This window comes from Streptomyces sp. NBC_00425 (assembly GCF_036030735.1).
In the GTDB taxonomy this organism is placed as follows: Bacteria; Actinomycetota; Actinomycetes; order Streptomycetales; family Streptomycetaceae; genus Streptomyces.
The window spans coordinates 1,059,324-1,084,889 of sequence record NZ_CP107928.1; the positions used below are offsets into that span (position 1 = coordinate 1,059,324).

A 25,566-nucleotide genomic window follows, 5' to 3' on the forward strand; every position below is an offset into this window, starting at 1 on the left:
GATGCCGGGTTCGGGTTACGGGGGAACACAAGGAACGGACATCATGATGGACATCCCGCAGGACGGCACCGGCACCGGCACCGGCGATCGCGCCCTTCCGCCGGACGGCCCCGACCGCGCCCACCGACGTCCGGAAGGCGTCAGCGACGAGACGGTCGAGGCGCTCGGGGCGCTGTCCAAGGCCCTGGAGACCACCGAACGCGCACGAGGCCACCTGTACAGCTTCCACCAGCTGACCGGCACGGCGGACCTCCAGCTGGACGAGGCCGTCGACCTGCTGCGCAAGGCAGGGCACCCCGAGTGGGCCGACAAGGTGCGCACGGAGATCCTGGGCCGCAACGTCATCCCGGGGCACTGGACCTTCCAGATCGTCGAGGCGTACGACGCGACCTACCACCAGCCGTTCACCCACCTCGCGCGCGAGGCCGTGAACCAGCTGGCTCAGGGCCGCGACCACCTGTACGAGGCCGAGATGAAGGAGGCGCGCCGCACCGCCGGCCACCCCGCCCACACCGCCCGTCCGGCCGACGGCGGCGACCGTCCGGGATGAGCCCGGCCCGGCGCGGGCGACCGGCGCCGTTACCGGCCGGCCGCACCCCCGCCCGATGCCGGCCGCAGCACCAGAAGGGACCCCGCCGTGGACGACAGCCCACTCAAGGACCGCACCGTCGTGATCACCGGAGCGGCACGCGGCGTGGGAGCGGCGCTCGCGGCCGCGCTCGCCCGGCGGGGGGCCCGGCCGGCTCTGCTCGACCACGACGGGGCGGCGCTGCGGGCGACGGCCGCCGCGCTGCCGGGCACCACGCTGGCCCTGCGGGTCGACGTCACCGACGGCGAGGCCCTCCACGACGCCGCCGACGTCGTCCGCAGACGCCTGGGGCCGCCGTCGGCGGTCGTGGCGAACGCGGGCGTCGCCGAAGCCGGGCTCTTCGCCCGTTCCGACGCCGAGACGTGGCGACGCGTGGTCGAGGTCAACCTCGTCGGCAGCGCTCAGACGGCCCGGGCGTTCCTGCCCGACCTGATGCTGACCGCCGGCTACCACCTGCAGATCGCCTCGCTGGCGTCCCTCGGCGCCGCCCCGCTGATGAGCGCGTACTGCGCCTCGAAATCCGGGGTGGAGGCCTTCGCCCACGCCCTGCGGGCCGAGGTCGCGCACCGTGACGTGGCCGTGGGCCTCGCCTACCTCAACTGGACCGACACCGACATGATCCGTGACGGCGACCGGTACGCCGCCCTGCGGGAGTTGCGGGCCCAGATGCCGTTTCCGGCCCGGCGTCTGCACTCCGCGGAGGCCGTCGCGGATCGCCTCGTCCGTGCCGTGGAACAGCGCCGGACCGCTGTCTACATCCCCTCGTGGCTGCGTCTGGCCCAGGTGGGCCGGGCCGCGATCCCTCCCCTCGTGCTGCGCGCGGCCCGGCGGACCCTGCCGCGGCTCGAGGCCGAGGAGTCATTGCTCCCGACGGGCCTGCTGGGCGCCGGCGGCCGCGCCGACCGGGCCGCCACGGCCACCGAGTAGCGCGGCGGACCGAACGACGCCGACGAGACGCCCGGACCGGGACCTGAGGCCGTGTCCCGCTCCCCCGTCGCCGGCGCGGACGGCCGCGGTCCGTCGCCCTCACCGTGGTGCCTCTCGCGTGCAAAGCTGGGTATACGGGTGTCTTCAGGCATGCGGAGGAATGGAGGGCGGCGTGGACTGGCGCCGGTTCGCGGAACAGATGGCGTCGATGGCGCGGGATCTCCTCGCGCAGGATTCGGTCGGCGCCACACTCGAGCGGATCACCACATCGGCCACCGAGCTGGTGTCCGGCTGTGACGCGGCCGGCATCCTCGTGCTGCGGGACTCGCAGGTGGAGTCGCTCGCTCCCACCGACCGCCTGGTCGTCGACAGCGACCGCCTCCAGGCGCGGCTCGGCGAGGGACCGTGCTTCGACGCCGCCCGCTCCGGGACCGGAGAGCGGGTCTACCGCATCGCCGACCTCACCGTCGAGCGTCAGCGCTGGCCCGCCTACGCCCCCCGGGCCCACGCGCTCGGCCTCGGCAGCATGATGGGCTTCCTGCTCTTCACCGAGGACGAGGATCTCGGCGCCCTGAACCTCTACTCGCGCAGGCCGGGCGCGTTCGGCGAGGCGAGTGAGCTGGCCGGCTGGCTGCTCGCCTCGCACGCCGCGGTCGCCTTCTCCAGCGCCCGGACCCACGCCCAGATGGAGCGGGCAGTCGCCACCCGGCACGCCATCGGCGAGGCCATGGGCATCCTCATGGGGAGCCACCACCTCAGCGAAGAGCAGGCCTTCGACGTCCTGCGCCGCTACTCGCAGGAGAACAACGTCAAGCTACGCGAGGTCGCGCGCCTGGTCTGCGAGAAGGGCGGACTCTCGTGACCCCTCGGGGCGGCTCCCCCGGCACGCAGTCTGAACCGAAGAAGCCTGGGCGGAGCCAGCCCCATGGGAACGCCGCTGGGCCCTGCCTGTACTCCAAGTCCCCTCTCCGGGCTCCCTCACACGCGATTACCGGGCCGCCGCCCCGTCGCCCCCGTCGTTTTCGCCCGCGGATCGCGAGTCGAGTGCGCTAGACCTCCTGAAGGTCCCTGACGTAGACGATCCCGTCGCAGTCGACGAGGTGGGCCGGGTCGAGCGGCGCGTAGCCGAACCAGGGCGACACGCGCGGAGCGGGACGCGGGTCGCCGAGTGCGGCGACGAGACGGGCGGCGTCGACGACACAGCGGTCGTGCGGGAGCGCGTGCAGGAGTCCTTCCACGGTGTCCGGCGCCGGGGCGGCCACCCCGCGGCTCTGGATCGTGCCGACGGCGGTGGCCAGGAACGCGTACTCCTCGCCCAGACGGGCATCGGCGAGCGCGCCGGCGCTCCACCACCGCACCGTGCGTCCGCCCATCCGCATCGAGCTCTGCTCCCGCTGGAGGTGCGCGTTGTGGGCGTGCGCCAGGACCGGCCCCCGCTCGGCGAGGGCAAGCAGGTTGCCGGCCATCATCCGGCCCCGCAGACCGACCAGCCGGGTCATGCGACCCGGGGAGGTGTCGGCCGTCCAGTGGTGGTAGCGCAGCAGACCGACGGCCGTGCGTGCGTACAGGCGGGCGCGGTCCTGCTCGTCGCGCGAGGTCGTCGCGATCAGGTGCGGGGTCTGCGTGTCGAGCAGCGCCACCAGGTCGTCGGCGATCAGCCGCAGTTCCCCGGCTTCGGGCGACTGCCCGACGGACCGCGACGGGTCCGTCATCGCGGCCGGTTCGAGCCACCGGTCGTCGGCGCCGAGGAGCCGGTCCAGCGTCTGCGCGGTGCAGGGCAGCAGGTCCGGGTCCACCCGGGCGGCGAGGTGGGCGTGCAGCGCGGTGAGGGCCTGCCGGGGGCTCGCGCCGCCGGTGATCTCCAACGGGCCGTCGAAGCTGGCGAAGCGCAGCCGGTCGGCGGCGGGCCGGCCCTCGTTGAAGGCGCGCATCCAGCGCACGAGTTCGCGGTTGGCGGCTGAGGCGCCGAATCCGTGGCTGAACCCGCGCTCCATGACGTCGTCGAGGGTTCCCGCGCCGAAGGCGACGTGGTCGTCCACGGCGAGGCCCGCCAGACAGTCGCTCTCGATCGCGATCGTGCGGTAGCCCTCCTCTTCCACGAGCTGCCGGAACAGCTCGTTGCGCACGTCGAGCAGCGTGTCCTCGCCGTGGGTGGGCTCGCCCAGGGCGAGCAGTCGGGGCCGCCGTGCCAGCAGCTTCATGACGGCCGCTGCTTCGACGGCATGGGCGGTGTCCGTGAGGTCGGTTGCCATGCCTTCAACGCTATCGTTGAAGCTTCGGTGGAAGCTTTTCCCGCATCGGCGCCGGATAGCATCGACGTCGTGGGACGAAACCTTCAAAGCGGTGGACGGCTCAGGCCGATCGACCTGGCGCGCGGGCACGGCCTGTCCACGCAGGCCGTCAGGAACTACGAGGAGGCCGGCATCCTTCCGGCCGCCGACCGCACCGTTCACGGCTACCGCACCTACACGCCGTTGCACGCGCGGGCCCTGGCCGCGTTCCTGGCCCTCGTGCCCGGTCACGGCCACCCGACGGCGACGGCGATCATGCGGGCCGTGAACGCGGGCGCGCTCGACGAGGCCTTCCGCTGGGTCGACGAGAGCCACGCACGGCTGCTGGAGGACCGCAGGACCCTCAACGCCGTGGAACGCGCCCTGCACGACCTGACGCCCGCCACGGCGTCCGCGACCGCACCCGGCGCCGCGCCCCCGCGGGCGGCCGGCCTGTTCATCGGAGTGCTGGCCGACCGGCTCGGCATCCGGCCCGCGACGCTGCGCGCATGGGAGCGCGCCGGTCTGGTGCGTCCGCGGCGCGACCCGGTGACCGGATACCGCGTCTACGACGAGGCCGATGTGCGGGACGTGCGACTTGCGCACCAACTCAGGCGGGGCGGCTACCTGTTGGAGCAGATCGCCCCGCTGATCACCCAGGTGCGGGCGGCCGGTGGACTGGAGCCGCTGGAGGGAGCGCTGGGCGACTGGCGCCGCCGGCTGGCCGCGCGCGGGCGGGCCCTGCTGAACGGCGCGGCCGAGCTGGAGGCGTATCTGCGCGAGCGTGAGTGAGACGGCGGGAGACGTCTCACTCGACGTGTCGGTCCCGGGGAGAGCCGACGCGGGTCCGACGCCGGTGGCGCAGGGCGGTCGTCAGCGGCCCCGGCCGCGCGGGTGCTGTCCGGGCGGCGCGGTGGTGGGGCGGTCGCCGGTGGCCGAGTGCGCGTCGGGGTGGAGGGGGAAGACCTGGTCGAGTCCGACGATCCGCAGGACGCGCAGTGTGTTGGCGGGCACGGCGGCCAGGGCTACGTCGGCCCCGGCGGCGACCGCGTGGTTGCGGGCCGCGATCAGGGCGGTGATGCCGCTGGAGTCGCAGAACTCCAGTCGCGCCAGGTCGAGGACCATGAGCTGGCCGGGACGCAGGCCCGTGCGGGCGACGAAGTCGCGCAGCTCGTGCGCGGTGGCGTGGTCGAGGTCGCCGACGATCTCGATCACGGGTCCGGTGGCCGCGTCGCGAGCGGCGATCTTCACTGTGTTCATCTCGAGTGATCCATTGCCGGGAGGAGCGCCGGTCCGGCGCCGGGGACGCCGATGGCGAGCAGCGCGGTGTCGTCGTCGACTCCGTCGCCGAGGCCCTCCAGCAGGCCGGTCAGGGCCTGGACGATCCCGTGCGGTGACGCGCCGGCGTGCGCGGCGACGAAGTCGCGCAGGGCGTGGTCGCCGTACAGGTCGGCGCGGTCGGGTCCGGTGCGCGCCTCGGTCAGACCGTCGGTGTACAGCAGGAGCGTGTCGCCGGGGCCGAGCGTGGTGGTGGCGGGCGTGAAGGTGGCCTGGGGCAGCACGCCCACCAGGAGCCCTCCGGGAGTGGGCAGGAAGTCCGTCTTCCCGTCGCCGCGGATGACGAGGGCGGGCGGATGGCCGCCGGAGGCCAGGCTGACGGTGGCGTGACCGGTGTCCGGGTCGCGGGTGAGGATGCCGAAGATCGCCGTGCAGTAGCGCGGGTCGCCGCCGGTGTAGCGCTCGTGCAGCACCGTGTTCAAGGTGGTGAGCGCGGTGACGGGGTCGGGGTCGTGCAGGGCCGCCGCGCGCAGGGTGTAGCGGGTCAGCGAGGTGACCGCGGCGGCTTTGGGGCCCTTGCCGCACACGTCGCCGAGGAAGAACGCCCAGCGGGCGCCGTCCAGGGCGAAGAGGTCGTAGAAGTCGCCGCCGAGCCGGTCCGGCGCCGCCGTGTGGTAGTACACGGCCGTCTCCACGCCCGGCACCTCGGGCAGCGTGGCGGGGAGCAGGGACTGCTGCAGCGCGGCCAGGGCCTCCTTGAGCCGGGCCCGGTCGGCCTCGGCCTGCTGGTGCGCCTGCTCGGCCTCCCGCTTGCGGCGCAGGAGTTCCTCTTCGTAGGAACGGCGGTCGGAGGCGTCGAAGACGGTGGTGCGGATCAGCAGCGGCTCGCCCTCGCTGCCGTGCTTGACGGCGGAGGAGACCAGGACCGGTATGCGTCCGCCGCCGGCCTTCTTCATCTCCAGCGCGATGCCGCTGATCTCGCCCTTCATCCGCAGCAGCGGCGCGAAGTGGGTCTCGTGGTACAGCTTGCCGCCCACGGTGAGCAGGTCGGCGAACCGCATGCGGCCCACCACTGCTGCGCGCTCCAGGCCGAGCCAGCCCAGCAGCGTCGTGTTGATCTTGGCGATGGTGCCGTCCATCAGCGTCGACAGGTATCCGCAGGGCGCCGACTCGTACAGGTCCTCGGCGCTGTCCTCGAGCAGCGCGGTGAACGCGGCGTCGGTCGACGCGGCGTCCGCCCCGTAGGGCTCCGGGCTCTCTCCGGCAGGGCACATCACCGCAGGCCGCGCAGGAAGTCGAGGACGGCCGCGTTGGTGGCCTGCGGGGCGGACAGCTGCGGGCAGTGGCCGGTGGCCGGCAGCGTCACCAGGGTGGAGCCGGGGATCTCGGCGTGCACGTAGGCGCCGACCTCGCGCGGGGCGATGACGTCCTGGACGCATTCGAGGACCAGGGTCGGCACCGCCACGCCCTTGAGGTCGTCGCGGGAGTCGGACAGGAACGTGGTCCGGGCGAAGACGCGGGCGATGTCGGGGTCGGTGGCGCAGAAGCTGTGCGTCAGCTCCTCGCCCAGCTCCGGCCGGTCCGGGTTGCCCATGATGACCGGGGCCATGGTCGCCGACCAGCCCAGGTAGTTCGACTCCAGGGAAGCGAGCAGCTCGTCGATGTCCTCGGCGCTGAACCCGCCGCGGTAGCCGTCGGTGTCGATGTAGCGGGGCGACGGGGCCACCATCACCAGGGATCCGATCCGATCCGGCGCCGCCTGCGCGGCGAGCACCCCCACCATCGCGCTGACCGAGTGCCCGACGAAGGCGGCGTCCCGCAGATCCAGCTCCTCGCAGACGTCGACGACGTCCTGTGCGTAGCCCTGAAGGGTCGAGTACCGCTTCTCGTCCCACGCGGACAGGTCCGAGCGGCCCGAGCCGACGTAGTCGAACAGGACGACCCGGTAGTGCTCGGCGAGGGCGGGGACCGTCAGTCGCCACATGTTCTGGTCGCAGCCGAACCCGTGAGCCAGGACGACCACCGGTCCGTCCGGCCGACCGGTGATCACGACGTTGTTCCTGCGACGAATGTCCATACCAACCATCCTGCCATCACCGCCGACGGCTCCCGTACGCCCCGGCCCGCACGGCCGGCGGGAGGCAGGGGCCCCCTTCCCAGGACGGCAGCGGGCCCCCTGCCCAGGGCGGCAGGGGCAGGCCCACGCCGCGACGGCAAGGGCAGGAAGCGGCGCTCGACCTCCCCAGGCATCGCGCCGCTTCCTGCCGACTCGCTTCGACTACCCCGCGTCCGCCGCTCTACGCACACCGGATCCGGGGAACATTCACACACGTCGGACGGCGTTCACAGGAGGAGATGGCGCTCCATCCAGTCGCCGGCGGCCCGGCGGAACAGTCGCCGGTTGTCCGCGCGCAGGAAGTCGTGGCCCTCGTCGCGCAGCGTCAGCAGCTCGGCGGCGAGGCCCCGTTCCCGGGCGGCCCGCACGAACTGGCGGGACTCCTCCGGCGGCACGTTGGTGTCGTGTTCGCCGTGGACGGCGAGCACCGGGACGCGCAGCGCGTCGACGCGGGCCATCGGCGACAGGGACCGCAGCAGCTCCCGGTCACGGTCGGGGTGACCGTACTTGTGCGCCGCGGACTCCGCGAGCCAGGGTTCCGTCGCGGCGAAGAAGGTCAGGAAGTCCGACATGCCGCAGACGGCCACTCCGGTGCGGAACAGCTCGGGGTGCCACACCAGGGAGGCGAACGTCAGGTAGCCGCCGTAGGAGCGGCCCATGACGGCCAGTCGTGTCGGGTCGGCGAGCCCCGTCGTGGCAACGTGGGCCGCGCAGTCGGCGACGTCGTCCAGCGCCGCGAAGCGGCCGGCGCCGAGGTCGGCGTCGACGAACGAGCGGCCGTGGCCGGAGGATCCGCGCACGTCCGGGGCGAAGACGTCCAGGCCGCGCCCGGTCAGTTCGTGGTAGAGCGGGTGGAAGATCGGGCGTTCCTGTTCCTCGGGGCCGCCGTGCAGGTGGATCACACAGGGCGCGGGCACGCTCGGGGGGCGGCCCGGCGCGCGGTAGTACCAGCCGCTCAGCGGCAGCCCGTCGCGCGCGGTCAGCCGCAGCGGGACGGGGCGCACGGGCGGGCGGCCCGGCGGGACGGCGTCCTCGTCCTTCGAGGACCAGGGGGTGCGCAGCAGGGAGACGCCCTCGTGGGCCCACCACACTCCGGGGCGGCGTTGCGAGCCCGACAGCGCGAGCAGCAGACGGCCCGCGCCGGCCGCCGTGACGCGGGTGACGACCTCGTGGGGCAGGGGGATGGGCCGGGCCGGCCCTGTGGTGTCGGGAGCCTGCCGTGTGGGGACGCCCCAGAAGGCGGGGAAGGTCTCGACCAGTTGGAGTTCGCTCGCCCCCCGGGTGTTCCAGGCCAGGGCGGCGGTGCGGCCGTCGTGGGCCATCGCCAGCAGCTCGAGGTCGCAGCCCTCGCGTTCCGCGACGACGGACGTGTGGTGCGGCGCTTCGAGGGGGTCGTAGGACGCCGCGTCGGGCCGGCCCTGCGCGTCGAGGACCACGGCGAGGAGCGCCGCGTACTCCCGGTCCGCGTTGCTGCGCAGCCACAGGGTCCGGGCGTCGGGTGAGAACCTGCCGATCCACGGGTCCCCGTCGGCGACCGGCAGGGCGAAGGTGGCGCTCGCGTCGTCCGTCCGCCGCACGACGGCCTCCCGCCGGCCGCGCGGTCCCCGGCGCAGCAGCACGAGCGAGCCGTCCCGGCTGAGGTCGCACGCCCGCAGGGTGGCCGCGTGGGTCTCCGTGGTCAGCAGGGCGGGCGACGCCAGCCCGTCGGGGTCGATCAGGTAGACCGACAGGCCTCCGTCGGGGCGCACGGTCGCCGCCGGCGGCGCGGTGACGTCGGCCGGCCGGCTGCTCGCCGTCCCGGTCGCCGTCGCCGTGCCGGTCGCCGGGCCGTTCCAGGTCGCGGCGTCGTACGAGGAGGCTCCGAGGAGCGTGGCGTGTCCGCCGCGGTCGGCCCAGCCGGCGGGCGGGAGGGCGCCGTCCAGAGGGCTGTCGGCCGGGCCGCGGTCCGTCGGGGCGCGGCCCCGGGCGACGTCGCCGGGGCCGCGGGCGGACGGCGCGGTGACGGTGACGGCGAGACAGGAGCCGTCGTGCGACCAGCAGCCCAGATAGGCGGTGCTGCCCGGATCGGCGCCGGCCAGCACGCGCCGGCCGGTGCCGTCGGGGCGCACGCACAGCACCCGGGAGTGCTCTCCGCCGCCCGGCGCGGTGGTGTACGCGATCCAGCGGCCGTCCGGCGACCAGGACACCTCGGTGACCGGATCGGGCGAGGAGTCCAACAGCCGGACGTCGGCGCTGTTCACGGGCCCGGCCCAGAGCTGGGGCACCCCGCCGCGGTCGCAGATGAAGGCCACCTCGGCGCCGTCCGCGCCCCCGGAGGGGTACCAGCAGCCGTGCGCGCGCAGCCGGCTCACGGCCTCGCGCGGTCCGGCCGCCTCGGGCAGCAGCACCATGGCCGGGGCCGCCTCGCACACCGCGCCGGGCGCGTCCCCGTCCGTGGAACGGGTGTCCGCGGGAAGGGCGTCCGCGCCCAACGTCGCGAGGCGGGCGTCGGCCCGTCGCAGGGCGGGCGCCGGGCCGTTCGCGGGCCGCCCGTCCCGGTCGCCGTCCGTCACGTGATTCCGTGCGTCTGCAGCCATATCTCCAGCAAAGCTACCTGCCACAGGGCGTTCGCTCCGCGCCTGGTCCGGCACTCGTCGGGCGCCGCGAGGAGCTCGGCCACGTACGACTCCCGGAACAGGCCTCGCTCCGTCGCCTCGGGCGCCTTCAGCGCCTCCTGCACACGCTGCAGGACGGGACCCGCCATATGGCGGATCGCCGGCACGGGGAAGTAGCCCTTGGGACGGTCGACGACCTCGCGCGGCAGGAGCTTGCGGCCCGCCTCCTTCAGGACGCCCTTCCCGCCGTCGGCGAGTTTGAGCTCCGGCGGGCAGGCCGCGGCCAGCTCCACGAGCTCGTGGTCGAGGAACGGCACCCGGGCCTCCAGGCCCCAGGCCATCGTCATGTTGTCGACCCGCTTGACGGGGTCGTCGACGAGCATGACGTGCGTGTCGAGGCGGAGCGCCGCGTCCAGGGCGCTCTGCGCCCCCGGCGCCGCCATGTGCTCGCGGACGAAGTCGCCCGACGCGTCGCCGGGCGGCAGCAGCTGCGGCTGGACGATCCGGGCCAGGTCGGCGTGCGGCCGGTCGAAGTACGTCTGCGCGTACTGCTCGGGCTCGTCCTCCCGAGCCACCTCGGCCAGCTGCGGGTACCAGTGGTAGCCGGCGAACACCTCGTCGGCGCCCTGCCCGCTCTGCACGACCTTCACCTCCTTCGACACCTGCTCGGACAGCAGGTAGAAGGCGACCACGTCGTGGCTGACCATGGGCTCGCTCATGGCGGCGATCGCGCCGTCCAGGGCCGTGGACACCCGGTCGGACGGCACCATCAGACGGCGGTGGTCGGTGGCGAACTCCCGGGACACCAGATCCGAGTACCGGAACTCGTCGCCCTCCTCACCGCCCTCCGCCTCGAAGCCGACGCTGAACGTCATCAGGTCCCGCTGCCCCTCGTCGGCCAGCAGGGCGACGATGAGGCTGGAGTCGAGGCCGCCGGAGAGCAGCACGCCGACCTGGACGTCGGACACCATGCGGCGTCGCACGGCGGTGCGCAGCGCCTCCAGCACCGCGTCGCGCCACTCGTTCGCGCCCATGCCGGCGTACTCGGGCCGGCGCGTGTAGGACGGCTGCCAGTAGCGGTGGTCGCGGTGCGTGCCGTCCGGCTCGACGACCCGCACGGTGGCCGGGGGAAGCTTGCGCACGCCGTTCAGGACGGTGCGGGGCGCCGCCACCGTGGCGTGCCAGCTGAGGTACTGGTGGACGGCCGTCGGGTCGAGCGAGGTGTCCACGTCCCCGGCGGCGAGGAGGGCGGGCAGCGACGAGGCGAAGCGCAGCCGACCGGGCGTCCGGGACAGGTAGAGGGGCTTGATGCCGAGCCGGTCGCGGGCCAGCACCACGCGGCCGGTGCGGTGCTCGACGAGGGCGAAGGCGAACATGCCGTGGAAGTGCTCGACGCAGGCGGTCCCCCACTGCCGGTAGGCCTTGAGCACCACCTCGGTGTCGGACGTCGACGTGAAGCGGTGGCCGAGGCCGCGCAGTTCGTCGCGCAGCTCCTGGTAGTTGTACACGCAGCCGTTGAAGACGCCGGTGAGCTCGCCGGGGGCGTCCGTCATCGGCTGGGCCCCGAGGTCCGACAGGTCGATGATCTTCAGGCGCCGGTGTCCCAGCGCCACCGCGCCTCGTGTCCAGAGGCCCTGGCCGTCGGGTCCGCGGGCGGCTAGCCGCTCGCTCATGCGCCCGACGGCCGCCAGATCGGGCCGCCGTCCGTCGAAGCGGATCTCTCCGCTCAGACCGCACATGGCGCACCGCCTCCGTTCCGCTCGCCGGCGTCCGCGGACCGGTGCCGGAGAACCGGACCGCCCTCGCCGATCACGACCTCAGCCGTGCTGCTGGACATGACAAAACCTTTCTGAACGGATCGCTTTCCGAAACGGGCCGCTTTCTGGAACGGGTCGCCTTCCTGCAACGGATCGTCGGAACAGGCGCCGCCGGGCACGCCCCCGGCACATGAGGCTCGGTCGCGTGCCTGCGTGGCCGTCGCCCGACGGTGCGAGGCGACCGACGGCGCTGCCGGACCGGAGCAACCGGTGTCCATGACGTTCACGCGCACGTCAGCGGCCGATGGCCTCCGGCAGTGCCCGGCGCAGGACGGAGGAGCGCGAGCCGCCCACGGCGGAGGGCCGGGACGCGTCGCGCAGTCCGCCGGCGCGTTCGCCGCGGGTCTCGGCGATGAGCATGTCGACGCAGGCCAGCAGGTCCTCGTCCTGTGCCGTGCGGCGCATGCGGCGGGCCGCGCTGCCCTCGGCGAGCGCCGCCCGCGCGAGCGAGCGGACGGTGTCCCAGTCGCCGTGGGCCTCAAGCGCGGGACGGAGCCGGACGAGCAGCTTGCGCAGGACCTGCGGGGCCGGCACCTCCCGGTGCGTCTCGGGGTCCACGAGCGTGCCTTCGAGGCCGGAGCGGGCGGCGCGCCAAGTGGCGCCGCGCAGCCACTCGTGCCGTCCGGTGCAGCCCGGCCCGCCGTGCGTGCGCAGCCGCTCGCGGGCCTCGGTCACCAGGGCGCGGAAGAGGCCGGCGATGAGCACGACGGTCTCCGCTCGCGGGCAGGCGTCGCAGACGCGCAGTTCGAGCGTGCGCAGGTGGGAGGAGGGGCGAACGTCGTAATAGATCATCCCTGTGTCGCTGATGATCCCGGCGCGGACGAAGTCCTCCACCGCGGCGTCGTACTCGGCCGCGTCGGAGAAGCATCCGGCGGGGCCCGCGGTGGGCCAGCGCTGCCACACCAGGGTGCGCCAGCTCGCGTACCCGGTGTCGGCGCCGTGCCAGAACGGGGAGCTCGCGGAGAGGGCCAGGAGCACGGGCAGCCAGGGCGACACCACGCACATGGCGCGTACGGCCGTGTCACGGTCGGGCACGTCCACGTGGACCTGGGCTCCGCAGATGAGCTGCTCGTCGGCGATCTTGCGGTATTCCTCGGCCATGTGCAGATAGCGGGCGTCGGCGGTGGGGTGCGCGGAGGCGGCCGGCGCCAGGGGCGCGGTGCCCGCGGCCATCACCGCCAGTCCCGACGAGGCGGCTTCCTTGTCGAGTCGCCGTCTCGTCTCGGTGAGATCGGCGTAGAGGTCGTCCAGCGACGTGTGCACCGCGCTGTTCGACTCGACCGTCGACTGGTGCAGCTCGGTCGTGAAGGTCCGTTTGGGCAGGTGCTCCAGCACGGCCTCGGCGCGTGGCACCAGGAGCCCGCTCTCCACCTCCAGGACGTGGAACTCTTCCTCCACTCCGATACGCATACTCACGTTCACTCCTCGGGGTATGCCCGGACGCCCAAGCGGAGGGCTGATCCTCCGGGTGGTTGCCGGCGGCTGATCGCGGAGACCAAGTTCCCCACAGACCGGCACATAAGCCCAGCAGCGCACATTTGGTGCATATTATACTCAGATGAGCATAGTGACGCAGGAGGGGGAATCCGCAGGCCGCCCTGGCCGAACCGGTTCCGGCCCGCGAGCGCCCCTTCCACACCCTCGCGCCACGACGCAGCGCAACGCGCTGCGCCCCCGGGTACCCGAATTCACACAAGTCCACCGTCGGGGCTTCACCGGCTCATCACGACGGTGACACGGGCTCACGGCAGCGGCGACTCGTGGCCGCGGCGGCACCGCTGCGCCGGGGCCCGGTCCGGCCTGACGAGCACCTCGGCGCCGACCGGGGTGAAGCCGGCGGCGAGGAACGCCCGCAGCGAGCGCGCGTTGCCCGGGGCGACGGCGGCGAAGACCGGTTCGCCCTCCTGGACCAGCGTGAGCGCGTCGCCGAGCAGCGATCTGCCGTGCCCACGGCGGCCGCTGTCGTCGGGTGCGTGCAGTTCGATGCTCAGTTCCGCCCGGCCGGCGACTCCCGCCGCCAGTGTCACCAGCCCCCGCTCGTCGCCGAAGACCCGGACGCCGGCGCGCAGTCGGCGGGCGTACCGCACCCGCGGATGGCCGTCGGCCCCGGAGAACGGCTGGAGCCGGGCGACCCCGCCGGAACCACGGCGGACGAGGACGGCGTCGACCGACCCGATCCAGCCCGTGGGTCCGGCGAGGGCGCGCAGGAAGTCCGGACCCATCGAGCCGCCGAACCCGTCGGGGTGCAGGGCGTGGACCGCCGGCGCGGCCAGCGCGGTGGCGACGACGGCGTGACCGGTGAAGGCGACCGACGCCTCCAGCGGGCCGGACGGTGCGGGCAGTGCGGGCAGCACCGTGACGGCGCCGTCGGCCGGCGGGAAACAGCCGTCGGCGGCGTCGAGGAAGTACGCGAGCAACGGGTGCGGCGCCGCGGGCCCGGCGCCGGAACCAGGCCCGGGCTCGGGAGCCGGGGGCGGGGCCGGCCTTCGGGTCGTCACGTGGAGTGCCTCTCTTCCGGCGAAGGGGGTGGTGAGCCGCGGGCTGTCGACCGTGCACGCGTGCGTTCGGGCGTGCACGAGCGAGTGTGCTGGGCACGTCCGGCGCTCGGGGAGGCGGGGCGGCGAACAGGGGTTTCCGTGCCGAACGGGCGACCTGTGCCGGTGGTGGCTCGTCGGGTGCGGTGACGGATTCTCCGGTCGATCCAGATCGCCTTTCCTCAGCGGGAGTTGAGCGACCGGAACCCGGTACACAGGCGTCGCGCGGTGGCGGCCGGGGGCAAGAAGCCCTCCTGTCGCGGGAACGGTCCGAACGCCGCCGAGGGGCGGAAGGGGCGGCTCCGCCAGTGTGGCGGTGGGCCGCCGCTAAAGCCGCGGTGGCGCGTCGCGGTGGCCGACCCGCCGCCCGGGCCCCGGACCGTCTCCGCGCCACCGGCCGGCTTCGGCCGTCGCGCCTGGTCAGGGCCTGTTCGCGGCCTGTTCGCGGCATCGAGTCCCGGTGGAGAGGAGCAGGTCACAGCCGTGGCGAGGGAAAGGTCACAGCGACCCCCTCTGCTGCTCCTTCGTCTCTTGGGCCTAGCATCCGAGCATGACGGTCCTGCCTGACGACGGGCTCCAGCTGGCCGGCGAGTTCCCTGACGCCACCCACGAGCAGTGGCAGCGCCTCATCGCGGGCGTGCTGCGCAAGTCGGGCAAGGATGTCGAGGGTGCTCAGGCCGAGGAAGCCCTGTCCACCGCTCTCGAGGACGGGTTGCGCACCCGCCCCCTCTACACCGCGCGCGACGCCGCGCCCGAGCACGGTCACCCCGGTTTCGCGCCCTTCGTGCGCGGCAGCCGGCCCGAGGGGAACGCCGTCGGGGGTTGGGACGTGCGGCAGCGGCACACCGCCGCCGACAACCGCGCCGTTCTCGCGGACCTGGAGAACGGCGTCACCTCCCTGTGGCTGGTGGCCGGCGACGGCGGCATCCCGGTGTCGTCCCTCGGCCCGGTCCTGGACGGCGTGCTCCTCGACCTGGCTCCGGTCGTGCTCGACGCGGGCGACCAGGTCGAGCCCGCCGCACGGGAGTTGCTGCGGCTGTTCGAGGAACGGGGTGTCACGAAGGAGGCTGCGCGCGGCAGTCTGGGCGCGGATCCCCTCGGTCACGAGGCCCGCACCGGGCAGCCGGTCGCGTTCGCACCGGTGGCCGAGCTCGCACTGCTGTGCGCGCGGGAGTATCCGCAGCTGCGGGCGCTGACCGTGGACGCGCTGCCGTACCACGAGGCCGGCGGTTCCGCCGCTCAGGAACTGGGCGCCTCGCTGGCCACCGGCGTCGGCTACCTGCGGGAGCTGACCGAGGCCGGGCTGAGCGTGGAACAGGCCTGCGGGCAGCTGGAGTTCCGCTACGCGGCGACCGCCGACCAGTTCCTCACGATCGCCAAGCTGCGGGCCGCCCGCCGGCTGTGGGCCCGGGTCGCCGAGGTGTCCGGTGCGGCCGGCGCCGGCGCACAGATCCAGCACGTGGTGACCTCGCCGGTGATGATGTCGCGCCGCGACCCGTGGGTGAACATGCTGCGCACCACCATCGCCACGCTCGCCGCGGGGGCGGGCGGAGCGGACTCCGTCACCGTGCTGTCCTTCGACGACGCGCTCGGCCTGCCCGACGCGTTCGCACGGCGCATCGCCCGCAACACGTCCACGATCCTCATCGAGGAGTCGCACCTGTCGCGGGTCATCGACCCGGCGGGCGGCTCCTGGTACGTGGAACGGCTGACGGACGAACTGGCCCACGCGGGCTGGGAGTTCTTCCAGGGGATCGAGCGCAGCGGCGGCCAGACGGCCGCCCTGCGCTCGGGACGCCTCGCGAAGGACCTCGCCGACACCTGGCGGGCTCGCAGCGGCCGGCTCGCCGAGAGGCGCGAACCCATCACCGGGGTCAGCGAGTTCCCGTTCCTCGCGGAGAAGCCGGTGGTGCGCGAGAGCGCGCCCGAACCTCGCTCCGGCGGTCTGCCGCGGGTGCGCCGCGACGAGGCCTACGAGGCGCTGCGGGCGCGCTCGGACGCCCACCTCGCGGCGACCGGCTCCCGGCCGCGGATCTATCTGGCGGCGCTCGGTCCGGCCGCCGCGCACACCGCCCGGCTGAGCTTCGCCGCGAACCTGTTCCAGGCGGGCGGCGTCGAGCCGGTCACCGAGGGCTCGTTCGAGGACAGCGGCGCCACGGAGGTCTGCCTGTGCTCGAGTGACGCCCTGTACGAAGAGCAGGCGGAGACGGAGGCGGCCCGGCTGCGGGCCGCCGGCGCCTCGCACGTGTTCCTCGCCGGACGCCCCGGGCAGTACCCCGGGGTCGACGCGTACGTCTTCGCGGGCTGCGACGCCGTCGACGTGCTGTCCGCCACCCTTGACCGCATGGGAGCTGTGTCCTGATGGCAATCCCCGACTTCTCCGGGATCGAACTGGGGACCCCGGCCGCCGACGCCGGCGCCGACGAGTGGCGCACGGCCGTGAAGAGGGCGGCGGGCGGGGACGACCTGCTGTGGGAGACCCCCGAGGGCATCAACGTCAAGCCGCTGTACACCGGACAGGACCTGGAGGGCCTGGACTTCCTGGGCACCTACCCGGGCGTCGCGCCGTACCTGCGCGGACCGTACCCGACGATGTACGTCAACCAGCCGTGGACGATCCGTCAGTACGCCGGCTTCTCCACCGCGGAGGAGTCCAACGCCTTCTACCGCCGCAACCTCGCGGCCGGCCAGAAGGGGCTGTCGGTCGCCTTCGACCTGCCGACGCACCGCGGGTACGACAGCGACCACCCGCGGGTGACGGGCGACGTCGGCATGGCCGGTGTGGCGATCGACTCGATTCTCGACATGCGGCAGCTGTTCGACGGCATCCCGCTGGACAAGATGACCGTGTCGATGACGATGAACGGCGCGGTGCTGCCCGTGCTCGCGCTGTACATCGTGGCGGCGGAGGAACAGGGCGTGCCGCCCGAGAAACTGGCCGGGACCATCCAGAACGACATCCTCAAGGAGTTCATGGTCCGCAACACCTACATCTATCCGCCGAAGCCGTCGATGCGGATCATCTCCGACATCTTCGCCTACACCTCGCAGCGGATGCCCCGCTACAACTCCATCTCCATCTCCGGCTACCACATCCAGGAAGCGGGCGCGACGGCCGACCTGGAGCTGGCGTACACGCTCGCGGACGGCGTGGAGTACATCCGGGCGGGCCGTGAAGCGGGCCTGGACGTCGACGCGTTCGCGCCGCGGCTGTCGTTCTTCTGGGCGATCGGCATGAACTTCTTCATGGAGGTCGCCAAACTGCGGGCGGCGCGCCTGCTGTGGGCGAAGCTGGTGAAGCAGTTCGACCCGCAGAACAGCAAGTCCCTGTCGCTGCGCACCCATTCGCAGACCTCGGGCTGGTCGCTGACCGCGCAGGACGTCTTCAACAACGTCACGCGCACCTGCGTCGAGGCGATGGCCGCGACCCAGGGCCACACGCAGTCGCTGCACACCAACGCCCTCGACGAGGCGCTCGCGCTGCCGACCGACTTCTCCGCGCGCATCGCCCGCAACACGCAGCTGCTGATCCAGCAGGAGTCCGGCACCACGCGGGTGATCGACCCGTGGGGCGGCAGCGCCTACGTGGAGCGGCTGACGTACGACCTCGCGCGCCGGGCCTGGCAGCACATCGAGGAGGTCGAGGCCGCGGGCGGCATGGCCAGGGCGATCGACGCCGGCATCCCGAAGCTGCGCATCGAGGAGGCCGCCGCCCGCACCCAGGCCCGTATCGACTCCGGGCGCCAGCCGGTGATCGGCGTCAACAAGTACCGTGTCGACAGCGACGAGCAGATCGACGTCCTGAAGGTCGACAACTCCTCCGTGCGCACGCAGCAGATCGAGAAGCTGCGCCGGCTGCGCGAGGAGCGGGACGACGTCGCGTGCCGGGCCGCTCTGGACGCGCTGACCCGGGCCGCCGGGGGCGAGGGCAATCTGCTGGAGCTGGCCGTGCACGCGGCCCGCGCGAAGGCCACGGTCGGCGAGATCTCCGACGCCCTGGAGAAGGTGTACGGCCGGCACGCGAGCCAGATCCGTACGATCTCCGGCGTGTACCGCAACGAAGCAGGGGAGTCGCCGTCCGTGGACCGCACCCGCGGCCTCGTGTCCGCGTTCGAGGAGGCCGAGGGCCGGCGGCCGCGCATCCTGGTCGCCAAGATGGGCCAGGACGGGCACGACCGCGGCCAGAAGGTGATCGCCACCGCCTTCGCCGACCTCGGCTTCGACGTCGACGTCGGCCCGCTGTTCCAGACCCCGGGCGAGGTGGCCCGGCAGGCCGTCGAGGCCGACGTGCACATCGTCGGGGTGTCGTCGCTGGCCGCCGGACACCTCACCCTGGTGCCGGCGCTGCGCGAGCAGCTCGCCGAGGAAGGACGCGAGGACATCATGATCGTCGTCGGTGGTGTCATCCCGCCGCAGGACGTGCCCACGCTCCTGGAGATGGGCGCGGCCGCCGTCTTCCCGCCGGGCACGGTCATCCCCGACGCCGCCTACGACCTCGTGAAGCGGCTGTCGGACGACCTCGGGCACGGCCTCTGACGCCCATGGCCATCGACCTCGACACGTATGTGAAGGGTGTACTCGACGGGAAGCGCGCGATCGTCGCGCGCGCCATCACCCTCGTCGAGTCCACCCGGCCCCAGCACCGGGCGCTGGCGCAGGAGCTGCTGACCGAGCTGCTCCCGCACAGCGGCAGGGCGCGCAGGCTCGGCGTCAGCGGAGTGCCCGGCGTGGGCAAGTCGACGTTCATCGACGCCTTCGGCACGCTGCTGACCTCGCGGGGCCACCGGGTGGCGGTGCTCGCCGTCGACCCCTCGTCCAGCCGCACCGGGGGCTCGATCCTGGGCGACAAGACCCGTATGGAACGTCTCGCGGTGGATCCGGCGGCGTTCATCCGCCCCTCCCCCACCGCGGGCACCCTCGGCGGCGTCGCCAAGGCCACGCGGGAGTCGATCGTGGTGATGGAGGCGGCCGGCTACGACGTCGTCCTCGTCGAGACGGTCGGCGTCGGCCAGTCCGAGACCGCGGTCGCCAACATGGTCGACTCCTTCCTGCTGCTCACCCTCGCCCGCACCGGCGACCAGCTGCAGGGCATCAAGAAGGGCGTCCTGGAGCTGGCCGACGTCATCGCCGTCAACAAGGCGGACGGCCCGCACGAGCGCGACGCCCGTGCCGCCGCCCGCGAGCTGGCGGGCGCGCTGCGGCTGATGCACGGCAAGGACGCCGCGTGGGCGCCGCCCGTGCTGAGCTGCAGCGCCCGGGAGTCGTCGGGACTGGACACCGTCTGGGAGCGCCTGGAACAGCACCGCACGGTGCTGGACTCCACCGGACGCCTGGCGGCCAAGCGGCGCGACCAGCAGGTCGACTGGACCTGGACGATGGTGCGCGACGAACTCCTCGGCCGGCTGCATTCCGACCCGGCGGTACGCGCCCTCGCCCCGCTCCTCGAACAGCGGGTCAGGGACGGCGAGCTGACGGCGACGCTCGCCGCCGAGCGCATCCTCGCGACGTTCGCGGACGGGGACGGCCCGGGCGGCGGGGCGGGCGACGGCTGAGTTCAGTCCGGGTTCCGCGGGCCGGCGTCGGCCGTGGCCCTGTAGCCCGCGACCGACGGCCAGCGAACCGTCAGGACGACCGACTCCTCCTCCGCGTACCAGGAGTGGTCGACGCCCTTGCCCCACACGATGTAGTCGCCCTGCTCCGCCAGCACGACGCTGCGCCCGGGAAGCTCGACCCGGAAGCGGCCGCTGATGAGCACCAGCAGGGCGGTGCGCACTTCACCGCTCACCCACTGCACCCGCTCGTCGCCCTGCGGGTGGACGCCCCACTTGATCTCCACGTCCGCGCTGTGCCGGGGATCGTCGGCGTCCTTGAAGTGGCCCAGCAGCCAGCCGTGGTCCAGCGCCGCGTCCTTGCCGGCGTTGCCCACGTACACGTTGTCGCTCATGCGTCCGCAACGTAGCAGCCGCAACCGCGCCCCATCGACCCACCCTGCACGGCGCCGACCCCGGCACCGCCGCCGACCGCCGGCCGGGCCCCGCCCGCCCGGAAACCGGAACCGTCTGCTCCCCGGCAGGCGGGGCACGCGGCGTTCATGACACCGGTGACTCTCGCGCATGCCCTGCCCGACGACCCGATCGGGTGGTGGATCTACCTGGGCACGCTCGTCCTCTACGCGGCCGCCCGCTGGTTCTTCGCCTGGCGGCAGGCCCGCCGTGACGGGGACAGCCACCCCGCGCGCACCGCGTCGGCCGAGGACGATCCCCAGCCGGCGGTGACGGGCGGGTTCCGCTCCTACCGTCAGTTCTTCGGCTTCGTCGGCAGCGCCGTCGCCGTCGTCGCCGTCGCCGCGCTGACGGAGGGCCGGCTCCGCGTCGTCCTGCTGTGGGTCGTCGTTCCGCTGCTCGTGACGGCGCTGTCGTACCTCGACTTCCGTCAGGCCCGCGCGGCGCGCGCCGGGTCCTGACGCTCGACGAGGTCACCCACGCCGCTCGGCGGCCGTCACCGCTGCACGGTTCGGGAGCGGCGGCACCGCTGCGGCCGTTCCTCGGGGGGGCAGGTGCGTGGCGCCCGTCCGCCCCCTCCCAGGGGGACGGCCTCAGCGGGCGGCGTCCCATCGCAGCAGCACGACGGTGTCGGGGCGGGGCAGGCGGACGGTGAGGACGGCCGCGTCGGCGTCCCATCGGGCGGTGGCGTCGGAGGAGCCCGGGTACAGCACCTCCGGTGTCAGGCGGACGCCCCGCAGATGGGGCAGGGTCAGTGCGCGCCGCTCGTCGCCGGCGCCCCGGCGCCACACCGTCAGGAACGTGGACTCCCGGCCCCGCAGCCCGTGCGCGAGCCAGGCGTCCTCCCAGGAGGGCAGCCCGAGCGGCCAGAAGGGGTGGGCGCCGGCGATCTGCGGCCGGATGTCCTTGTACACGCCGATCGCGGAGCGTACGAGGGCGAACCGGTCGTCGTCCATGAGGTCGAGGAATCCGGAGAGGTGGACCCGGCCGAGGAGTGCGCCGGTGAGGGTGAAGGCGATCTCGTCAGGACTGTGCTCCGGCTGGGGGTAGGCCCAGATGGCCGCCTGCTCGGGTGCGACGGCGGTGGCGGCCGCAGCGGCGATCGGCGGATAGCGCAGGAAGTCCTGCTGGTCGCTGGTGGACTGCAGTTGCGTCACCGCCAACTGCGCGTAGTCCATGCGCAGGCCGCCCGATCCGCAGTTCTCCAGGACGAGACGGGGGTGCCGGTCGAGCAGCGAGGCCATCCAGTCGAGGTGGGCGCGGTGGTGCCCGAGCAGTCCGGCGCCCGCGCTCTCGGGGCCGCCGCCACCGTCGGTTCCGCCCTCCGTGCCGGGGCCGATGTTGATGTTGTAGTCGAGCTTCAGGTAGCCGACGCCCCAGTCGCCGACGATCCGGTCGACCACCCGGTCGAGATGGGCGCGGGCGGCGGGGTGCCGCAGGTCCAGGTGGTGCCGCCCGTGTTCGGTGACGCGCACCCCGCCGCGCCGGAAGAACGCCTCGGGCGGCAGGGTGCGGGCCAGCGGGCTGCGCACGCCGACGACCTCGGGCTCCAGCCACAGCCCCGGCGTCATACCGCGCTGCCGGACGGCGTCCAGGACCTCTCCGATGCCGCCGGGGAAGCGGTCGGGGGCGGCCTCCCAGGCGCCGACGGCGTCCCACCAGCCCTGGGCGTCGTCGTCGTACCAGCCGGCGTCGACGACGAAGACCTCCGCGCCGGCGTCGGCCGCGGCCTCGATCAGCGGGAGCAGCTTCTCGGTGGTGGGGTCGCCCATGAGGGTGTTCATGTAGTCGTTGTAGATCACCGGGAGCGCGCGGTGGTCGGGGTGGTCGCGTCGTATGCCGCGGCGGTGGTCCGTGAGGATCCCGAAGGCTGCGTCCAGCCCGCCGCTCTCCGTCCGGACGAGGACGGCGGGCACGGTGTGGAACTCCTGGCCGGGCGCGAGGGTGTGGTGCCACTGGTGGTGGGCGTCGTCGGGGCCGAACAGGGCGACGTAGGCGGAGCCTTCGCGCTCACCGGTCTCGAAGCGCCAGCCCGCGCTGGACTCGATCTGCCACAGCCACGCCCGTCCGTCCCGGTCGGTGATTCCCGCTACGGGGAGGTGGCGGCCGGTGGACCAGCTGCCCTGCGAGTACCGCTCGAAGCAGCCGCGTCCCTCGTGGCCGTGGGCGGACCGGCTCAGCGAAACGACCTGCTCGCGGTAGGGGGCCTGCCGCCAGCGGCATTCGGCGAGCCAGTCGTTGTCGGCCCAGTGCAGGGTGAGACCGTCGAGCGATCCGTCCGCGTCCGCGATGCCGCCGAGGGTCAGCGTGGTCACGCTCTCCAGCCGGAGCGGCGCGGGGCCCTCATTGACAAGGCGCACCCCGGCCCGCAGGAACCCGGTGCCGGGAACCGCCCCGCCCCCGCCCCCGCCCGCCTCGAGGGTGACATGGGCGGCGAGGCCGGTCACGGGGTCCGCCAGCCGGATCGTCGTGCGTTCCCGGCCGTCCTCGTGGACCGTCTCATGGCCGCGGTAGGCCAGGCGTTCGCCGACGGACGTCTCGATGAAGCGTTCGCCCGACCACCGGCGTCCGTGGCCGGTGGCGGTCACCTCGACGAGGGGGACCAGGCAGGCCCGGTCCTGGTCGGGTCTGCCCAGTCGCACCGATCCGTCGGCGTCCACCACGGCGTGCAGTCCGAGTTCCGGACGGGACCAGATACGGGACCTCTCGTCTGTCGCGACGGCAGTGGTCAAGGCAGTTTCCCCTTCCGGGACGGTTCGGTCCTGCGGTGGTTCTCGTGGGCGCTGAACTGGCAGTTCACGCTCGGGGGGTGACGGGTCCGCCGCGTCGGCCGCGGTGACCGGGGAGTAAATCCCTGGTTTCAGTCTCTTGACGCCCACGTTGTGACCGCTCACAATCCTCGCATGTCAGTGACCGGTCACACAAGCTTCGGCGGCCGGGTCGACCGCCCTCCGGGGCAGCAGAAGGCCGCCAGCATTCGCGACGTCGCCCGGGCGGCGGACGTCTCCTACCAGACCGTCTCGAGGGTCATCAACAGCCACCCGAGCGTGCGGGACGAGACGCGCAAGCGCGTGCAGGAAGCCATCGACGCCCTGGGCTTCAGGCGCAACGCCACCGCGTTCGCCCTGGCCAGAGGTGTCACCCGGTCGGTCACCGTCCTCACGTCGGACACCCTCCTGCACGGCTACGCAGCCACCCTGCAAGGCCTGGAGGAGGAGTCCCGGGCGGCGGGCTTCACGCTCGGCGTGCGCCTGCTGACCCCCGAGGACGATCTGGACCAGACGATCGCCGCGGCCGCCGACACCGGCGGCGGGCTCGTGGTGATCGGATACGACCGCCTCGGCGCCGCCGCCCTGGACCGCGTGCCGGCGCACGTGCCCTGCGCGGCGGTGGTCGAGGCGCCGCCGCCGGGCCGGACGCCGGGCCGCCCGGCGGTGTGGGTGGACGACCGCGCCGCGGCCCGTGCCGCCACCGAACATCTGCTGGCGCTCGGACACACGACTGTGCACTACGTAGCGATTCCCGCCTCGACCGGAAACCGGCGCTCGGCGGGCCCTCGCGCCGAGGGATGGCGTCAGGCTCTCCAAGCGGCCGGCGTCGCCGCCCCCGCGCCGTCCGGCAGGGGCTGGGACGCCCAGGCCGGATACCGGGCCGGGCGGAAGCTCGCCCGGAACCGGGAGGTCACCGCGATCCTGTGCGGCAACGACGACCTGGCCCTCGGCGTCCTGCGCGCTCTGCACCACGCGGGCCGCCGGGTTCCGGAGGACGTCAGCGTCATCGGCTTCGACGACGCCCCGCACTCCGCTTTCGTCACACCGTCCCTCACCACGGTCCGCATGGACTTCCAAGGACTGGGCCGCGCCGCCTTCGGGCTGCTGCGCGCCCAGCTCGACAGCGACCGGCAGTCGCCCGCGCCGGCGCCGGTCGAGACCACCCTCGTCCTCCGGGAGAGCTCGGGGCCCAGAACCGCTTGAGCCGGACGGGACGTTCGCGCCCGCCGCACCCGACAGCCGCTTCGCCCGGCGTCACCAGCCGTCTCCGCCTTGCTCCGCCCCACCCCGTCCCTTCCGCACCACCAAGGATCACGCCATGAGAAGAGCCCTCTCCGTCCTTGCCGCAGCCTGTGTCCTCGGACTGACCGCGACGGCCTGCAGCGACAGCACCGCCGGCTCCTCCGGGGCCGCCCCCGAGGGGTCGGTCGACCCGACCGCGAGCCTCAAGGGCGTCGAGCTGACCATGTGGGTGGCGCAGAACAGCGTCGCGCAGCCCAAGCAGGCCATGGAGGCGTTCGAGAAGGCCACCGGCGCCAGGATCACCACCCAGGTGATCCCCGACCCCTACGAGTCGAACGTGCCCACCAAGCTGGCCTCCGGCGACAAGCCTGACCTGATGTTCTGGCAGCCCACCGGCAGCACGCTGCCGTTCGTCCAGCCGGCGAAGAACCTGCTGCAGCTGGACAAGGAGGACTGGGTCTCCAAGCTCGGCAAGACGGAGCAGAGCCTCGGCCAGGTCGACGGCCACCGGTATGCCGCGATCGTCACGAGCCCGGCCGTCCTCGGCGTCTACTACAACAAGGACGTCTTCGCGAAGGCCGGCATCACCGCGATGCCCACCAGCTACGACGACATGCTCGCCACCGCGGCGACGATCAGGGCGAAGGTCCCGGGCGTGGCCCCGTTCTTCGAGGTCGGCGGCGACAAGTGGCCCCTGCAGTGGCAGGTGCAGGCCCAGATGACGGATCTGCCGCAGTCGTTCTGGGACGACCTGAACAAGAACAAGGAGTCCTGGACCAACAAGACGATCGTCGACGCGATCACCAAGTACAAGACGAAGATCCTCGACGGCGGGCTGGCCCAGAAGAACTACAGGACGGGCACGTTCGTCGACCAGGGCAAGGCGATCATGGACGGCACGGCCGCGATGGCTCTGAACGTCACCTCGCTGCAGTCCGAGATCCAGGCGACCTCCACCACGGCGGAGATGGACAAGAAGCTGGGCTGGTTCCCGATCGCCAACAGCAAGGCCAACGCCGAGTACTCGCCCGACCAGACCAACGGCGTGGTCGCCTTCAACACCGGGGACGCCAAGCGGCAGAACGCCGCCCGGCAGTTCCTGTCCTTCTGGCTCGGGCCGAACTACCCCGCGTACATCAAGGCCAACAAGCTGGTCTCGGTGGAACCGTCCGTGCCCAACCCCGACGGCCTGCCGCAGACGGCGATCGCCCAGGCCAAGGCGCTGTCCACCGCGACGGGCGTCTTCCAGGTCAACGCGCTGACCGCGCCGGACATGCACCTGGCCCTCGCCGACATGATCTACGGCAAGAAGACGCCCCAGCAGGTCGCCCAGGCCGCCGAGGACCAGTTCCAGCAGGTCCTCAAGGCCCGCGGCATCTCCGGCTTCTGACCGGCGCCCTTCGCCAGCCCGTCCCCGGGCCGCCCG

Annotated in this window: 20 protein-coding genes; 10 read left to right on the plus strand and 10 right to left on the minus strand. The window is 73.2% G+C overall.

The window, feature by feature from the left end; all coding sequences use genetic code 11:
• Nucleotides 1–46: 46 nt before the first annotated feature.
• From OHS82_RS04675 to OHS82_RS04685, 3 genes are all read left to right on the plus strand, one after another.
• Entirely contained in the window at nt 47–550 is a 504-nt protein-coding gene (locus OHS82_RS04675; RefSeq protein WP_057577013.1) for a hypothetical protein, read from the plus strand.
• A gap of 87 nt (nt 551–637) precedes the next feature.
• Nucleotides 638–1,516, plus strand: coding sequence for a short-chain dehydrogenase/reductase (locus tag OHS82_RS04680; RefSeq protein ID WP_328433342.1), 879 nt, complete (start codon nt 638–640; stop codon nt 1,514–1,516).
• 160 nt (nt 1,517–1,676) lie between these two features.
• Nucleotides 1,677–2,378, plus strand: a complete 702-nt coding sequence (locus tag OHS82_RS04685) for a GAF and ANTAR domain-containing protein (RefSeq protein WP_057576877.1) — start codon at nt 1,677–1,679, stop codon at nt 2,376–2,378.
• 187 nt (nt 2,379–2,565) lie between these two features.
• On the opposite strand, the gene OHS82_RS04690 is transcribed toward OHS82_RS04685, so the two are convergent.
• Entirely contained in the window at nt 2,566–3,768 is a 1,203-nt protein-coding gene (locus OHS82_RS04690) for an erythromycin esterase family protein (protein WP_057576873.1), read from the minus strand.
• A 69-nt stretch (nt 3,769–3,837) separates the two neighbouring features.
• On the opposite strand from OHS82_RS04690, the gene OHS82_RS04695 reads away from it, so the two are divergent.
• The gene (locus OHS82_RS04695; RefSeq protein WP_057576871.1) at nt 3,838–4,578 is read left to right on the plus strand and encodes a MerR family transcriptional regulator; all 741 of its coding nucleotides are present in this window, start codon (nt 3,838–3,840) and stop codon (nt 4,576–4,578) included.
• A gap of 81 nt (nt 4,579–4,659) precedes the next feature.
• Here the strand turns inward: OHS82_RS04695 and OHS82_RS04700 are convergent, their stop codons facing one another.
• From OHS82_RS04700 to OHS82_RS04730, 7 genes are all read right to left on the minus strand, one after another.
• The gene (locus OHS82_RS04700) at nt 4,660–5,046 is read right to left on the minus strand and encodes an STAS domain-containing protein (RefSeq protein ID WP_057576869.1); all 387 of its coding nucleotides are present in this window, start codon (nt 5,044–5,046) and stop codon (nt 4,660–4,662) included.
• Nucleotides 5,043–6,338, minus strand: coding sequence for a PP2C family protein-serine/threonine phosphatase (locus OHS82_RS04705; RefSeq protein ID WP_057576868.1), 1,296 nt, complete (start codon nt 6,336–6,338; stop codon nt 5,043–5,045). The genes OHS82_RS04700 and OHS82_RS04705 overlap by 4 nt, the downstream gene beginning before the upstream one ends.
• Nucleotides 6,338–7,141, minus strand: a complete 804-nt coding sequence (locus OHS82_RS04710; RefSeq protein ID WP_057576867.1) for an alpha/beta fold hydrolase — start codon at nt 7,139–7,141, stop codon at nt 6,338–6,340. The genes OHS82_RS04705 and OHS82_RS04710 overlap by 1 nt, the downstream gene beginning before the upstream one ends.
• A 266-nt stretch (nt 7,142–7,407) precedes the next feature.
• Entirely contained in the window at nt 7,408–9,756 is a 2,349-nt protein-coding gene (locus OHS82_RS04715; protein ID WP_328433343.1) for a S9 family peptidase, read from the minus strand.
• Entirely contained in the window at nt 9,729–11,513 is a 1,785-nt protein-coding gene (locus OHS82_RS04720) for an N-acetylglutaminylglutamine amidotransferase (RefSeq protein WP_328433344.1), read from the minus strand. The genes OHS82_RS04715 and OHS82_RS04720 overlap by 28 nt, the downstream gene beginning before the upstream one ends.
• A gap of 312 nt (nt 11,514–11,825) precedes the next feature.
• A complete protein-coding gene (locus tag OHS82_RS04725) occupies nt 11,826–13,001 on the minus strand; it encodes a carboxylate-amine ligase (RefSeq protein WP_057576862.1) in 1,176 nt (391 codons plus the stop codon).
• A 332-nt stretch (nt 13,002–13,333) separates the two neighbouring features.
• Complete coding sequence (locus tag OHS82_RS04730; protein WP_242433035.1) at nt 13,334–14,089, minus strand: hypothetical protein; 756 nt, start codon at nt 14,087–14,089, stop codon at nt 13,334–13,336.
• A gap of 586 nt (nt 14,090–14,675) precedes the next feature.
• Here OHS82_RS04730 and OHS82_RS04735 point away from each other — a divergent pair.
• Genes OHS82_RS04735 through meaB form a run of 3 tightly spaced genes read left to right on the plus strand, consistent with a single transcriptional unit; the run spans nt 14,676 to nt 19,677 of the window.
• Nucleotides 14,676–16,487, plus strand: a complete 1,812-nt coding sequence (locus OHS82_RS04735) for a methylmalonyl-CoA mutase family protein (protein WP_057576858.1) — start codon at nt 14,676–14,678, stop codon at nt 16,485–16,487.
• Nucleotides 16,487–18,661 (plus strand): methylmalonyl-CoA mutase, encoded by a 2,175-nt coding sequence (scpA, locus tag OHS82_RS04740; RefSeq protein ID WP_057576855.1) that lies wholly within the window; start codon nt 16,487–16,489, stop codon nt 18,659–18,661. The genes OHS82_RS04735 and scpA overlap by 1 nt, the downstream gene beginning before the upstream one ends.
• 5 nt (nt 18,662–18,666) lie before the next feature.
• On the plus strand, nt 18,667–19,677 hold the full coding sequence (gene meaB, locus OHS82_RS04745) for a methylmalonyl Co-A mutase-associated GTPase MeaB (protein WP_057576853.1): 1,011 nt from the start codon (nt 18,667–18,669) through the stop codon (nt 19,675–19,677).
• A gap of 2 nt (nt 19,678–19,679) precedes the next feature.
• On the opposite strand, the gene OHS82_RS04750 is transcribed toward meaB, so the two are convergent.
• On the minus strand, nt 19,680–20,069 hold the full coding sequence (locus OHS82_RS04750; RefSeq protein WP_057576852.1) for a hypothetical protein: 390 nt from the start codon (nt 20,067–20,069) through the stop codon (nt 19,680–19,682).
• Nucleotides 20,070–20,225: 156 nt separating this feature from the next.
• Here OHS82_RS04750 and OHS82_RS04755 point away from each other — a divergent pair, with 156 nt between their 5' ends.
• Nucleotides 20,226–20,588, plus strand: a complete 363-nt coding sequence (locus OHS82_RS04755; RefSeq protein ID WP_057576851.1) for a hypothetical protein — start codon at nt 20,226–20,228, stop codon at nt 20,586–20,588.
• A gap of 132 nt (nt 20,589–20,720) precedes the next feature.
• Here OHS82_RS04755 and OHS82_RS04760 read toward each other — a convergent pair whose 3' ends face one another.
• Nucleotides 20,721–22,859 (minus strand): glycoside hydrolase family 36 protein, encoded by a 2,139-nt coding sequence (locus OHS82_RS04760; protein ID WP_328433345.1) that lies wholly within the window; start codon nt 22,857–22,859, stop codon nt 20,721–20,723.
• Between the two features lie 171 nt (nt 22,860–23,030).
• Between OHS82_RS04760 and OHS82_RS04765 the strand changes: the two genes are divergently transcribed.
• The gene (locus OHS82_RS04765) at nt 23,031–24,101 is read left to right on the plus strand and encodes a LacI family DNA-binding transcriptional regulator (protein WP_328433346.1); all 1,071 of its coding nucleotides are present in this window, start codon (nt 23,031–23,033) and stop codon (nt 24,099–24,101) included.
• A gap of 115 nt (nt 24,102–24,216) precedes the next feature.
• Nucleotides 24,217–25,530: an ABC transporter substrate-binding protein gene (locus tag OHS82_RS04770; RefSeq protein ID WP_328433347.1), complete on the plus strand. Its 1,314-nt coding sequence runs from the start codon at nt 24,217–24,219 to the stop codon at nt 25,528–25,530.
• Nucleotides 25,531–25,566 lie beyond the last annotated feature (36 nt).

Excerpts from the sequence above, each read along its gene's own strand:
- OHS82_RS04770 (WP_328433347.1), top strand. The coding sequence starts at position 24,217 with ATGAGAAGAGCCCTCTCCGTCCTTGCCGCAGCCTGTGTCCTCGGACTG.
- OHS82_RS04710 (WP_057576867.1), bottom strand. The coding sequence starts at position 7,141 with ATGGACATTCGTCGCAGGAACAACGTCGTGATCACCGGTCGGCCGGAC.
- OHS82_RS04700 (WP_057576869.1), bottom strand. The coding sequence starts at position 5,046 with ATGAACACAGTGAAGATCGCCGCTCGCGACGCGGCCACCGGACCCGTG.
- OHS82_RS04675 (WP_057577013.1), top strand. The coding sequence starts at position 47 with ATGGACATCCCGCAGGACGGCACCGGCACCGGCACCGGCGATCGCGCC.
- scpA (WP_057576855.1), top strand. The coding sequence starts at position 16,487 with ATGGCAATCCCCGACTTCTCCGGGATCGAACTGGGGACCCCGGCCGCC.
- meaB (WP_057576853.1), top strand. The coding sequence starts at position 18,667 with ATGGCCATCGACCTCGACACGTATGTGAAGGGTGTACTCGACGGGAAG.
- OHS82_RS04715 (WP_328433343.1), bottom strand. The coding sequence starts at position 9,756 with ATGGCTGCAGACGCACGGAATCACGTGACGGACGGCGACCGGGACGGG.
- OHS82_RS04750 (WP_057576852.1), bottom strand. The coding sequence starts at position 20,069 with ATGAGCGACAACGTGTACGTGGGCAACGCCGGCAAGGACGCGGCGCTG.
- OHS82_RS04765 (WP_328433346.1), top strand. The coding sequence starts at position 23,031 with ATGTCAGTGACCGGTCACACAAGCTTCGGCGGCCGGGTCGACCGCCCT.
- OHS82_RS04685 (WP_057576877.1), top strand. The coding sequence starts at position 1,677 with ATGGAGGGCGGCGTGGACTGGCGCCGGTTCGCGGAACAGATGGCGTCG.
- OHS82_RS04705 (WP_057576868.1), bottom strand. The coding sequence starts at position 6,338 with ATGTGCCCTGCCGGAGAGAGCCCGGAGCCCTACGGGGCGGACGCCGCG.
- OHS82_RS04690 (WP_057576873.1), bottom strand. The coding sequence starts at position 3,768 with ATGGCAACCGACCTCACGGACACCGCCCATGCCGTCGAAGCAGCGGCC.
- OHS82_RS04725 (WP_057576862.1), bottom strand. The coding sequence starts at position 13,001 with ATGCGTATCGGAGTGGAGGAAGAGTTCCACGTCCTGGAGGTGGAGAGC.
- OHS82_RS04735 (WP_057576858.1), top strand. The coding sequence starts at position 14,676 with ATGACGGTCCTGCCTGACGACGGGCTCCAGCTGGCCGGCGAGTTCCCT.
- OHS82_RS04720 (WP_328433344.1), bottom strand. The coding sequence starts at position 11,513 with ATGTGCGGTCTGAGCGGAGAGATCCGCTTCGACGGACGGCGGCCCGAT.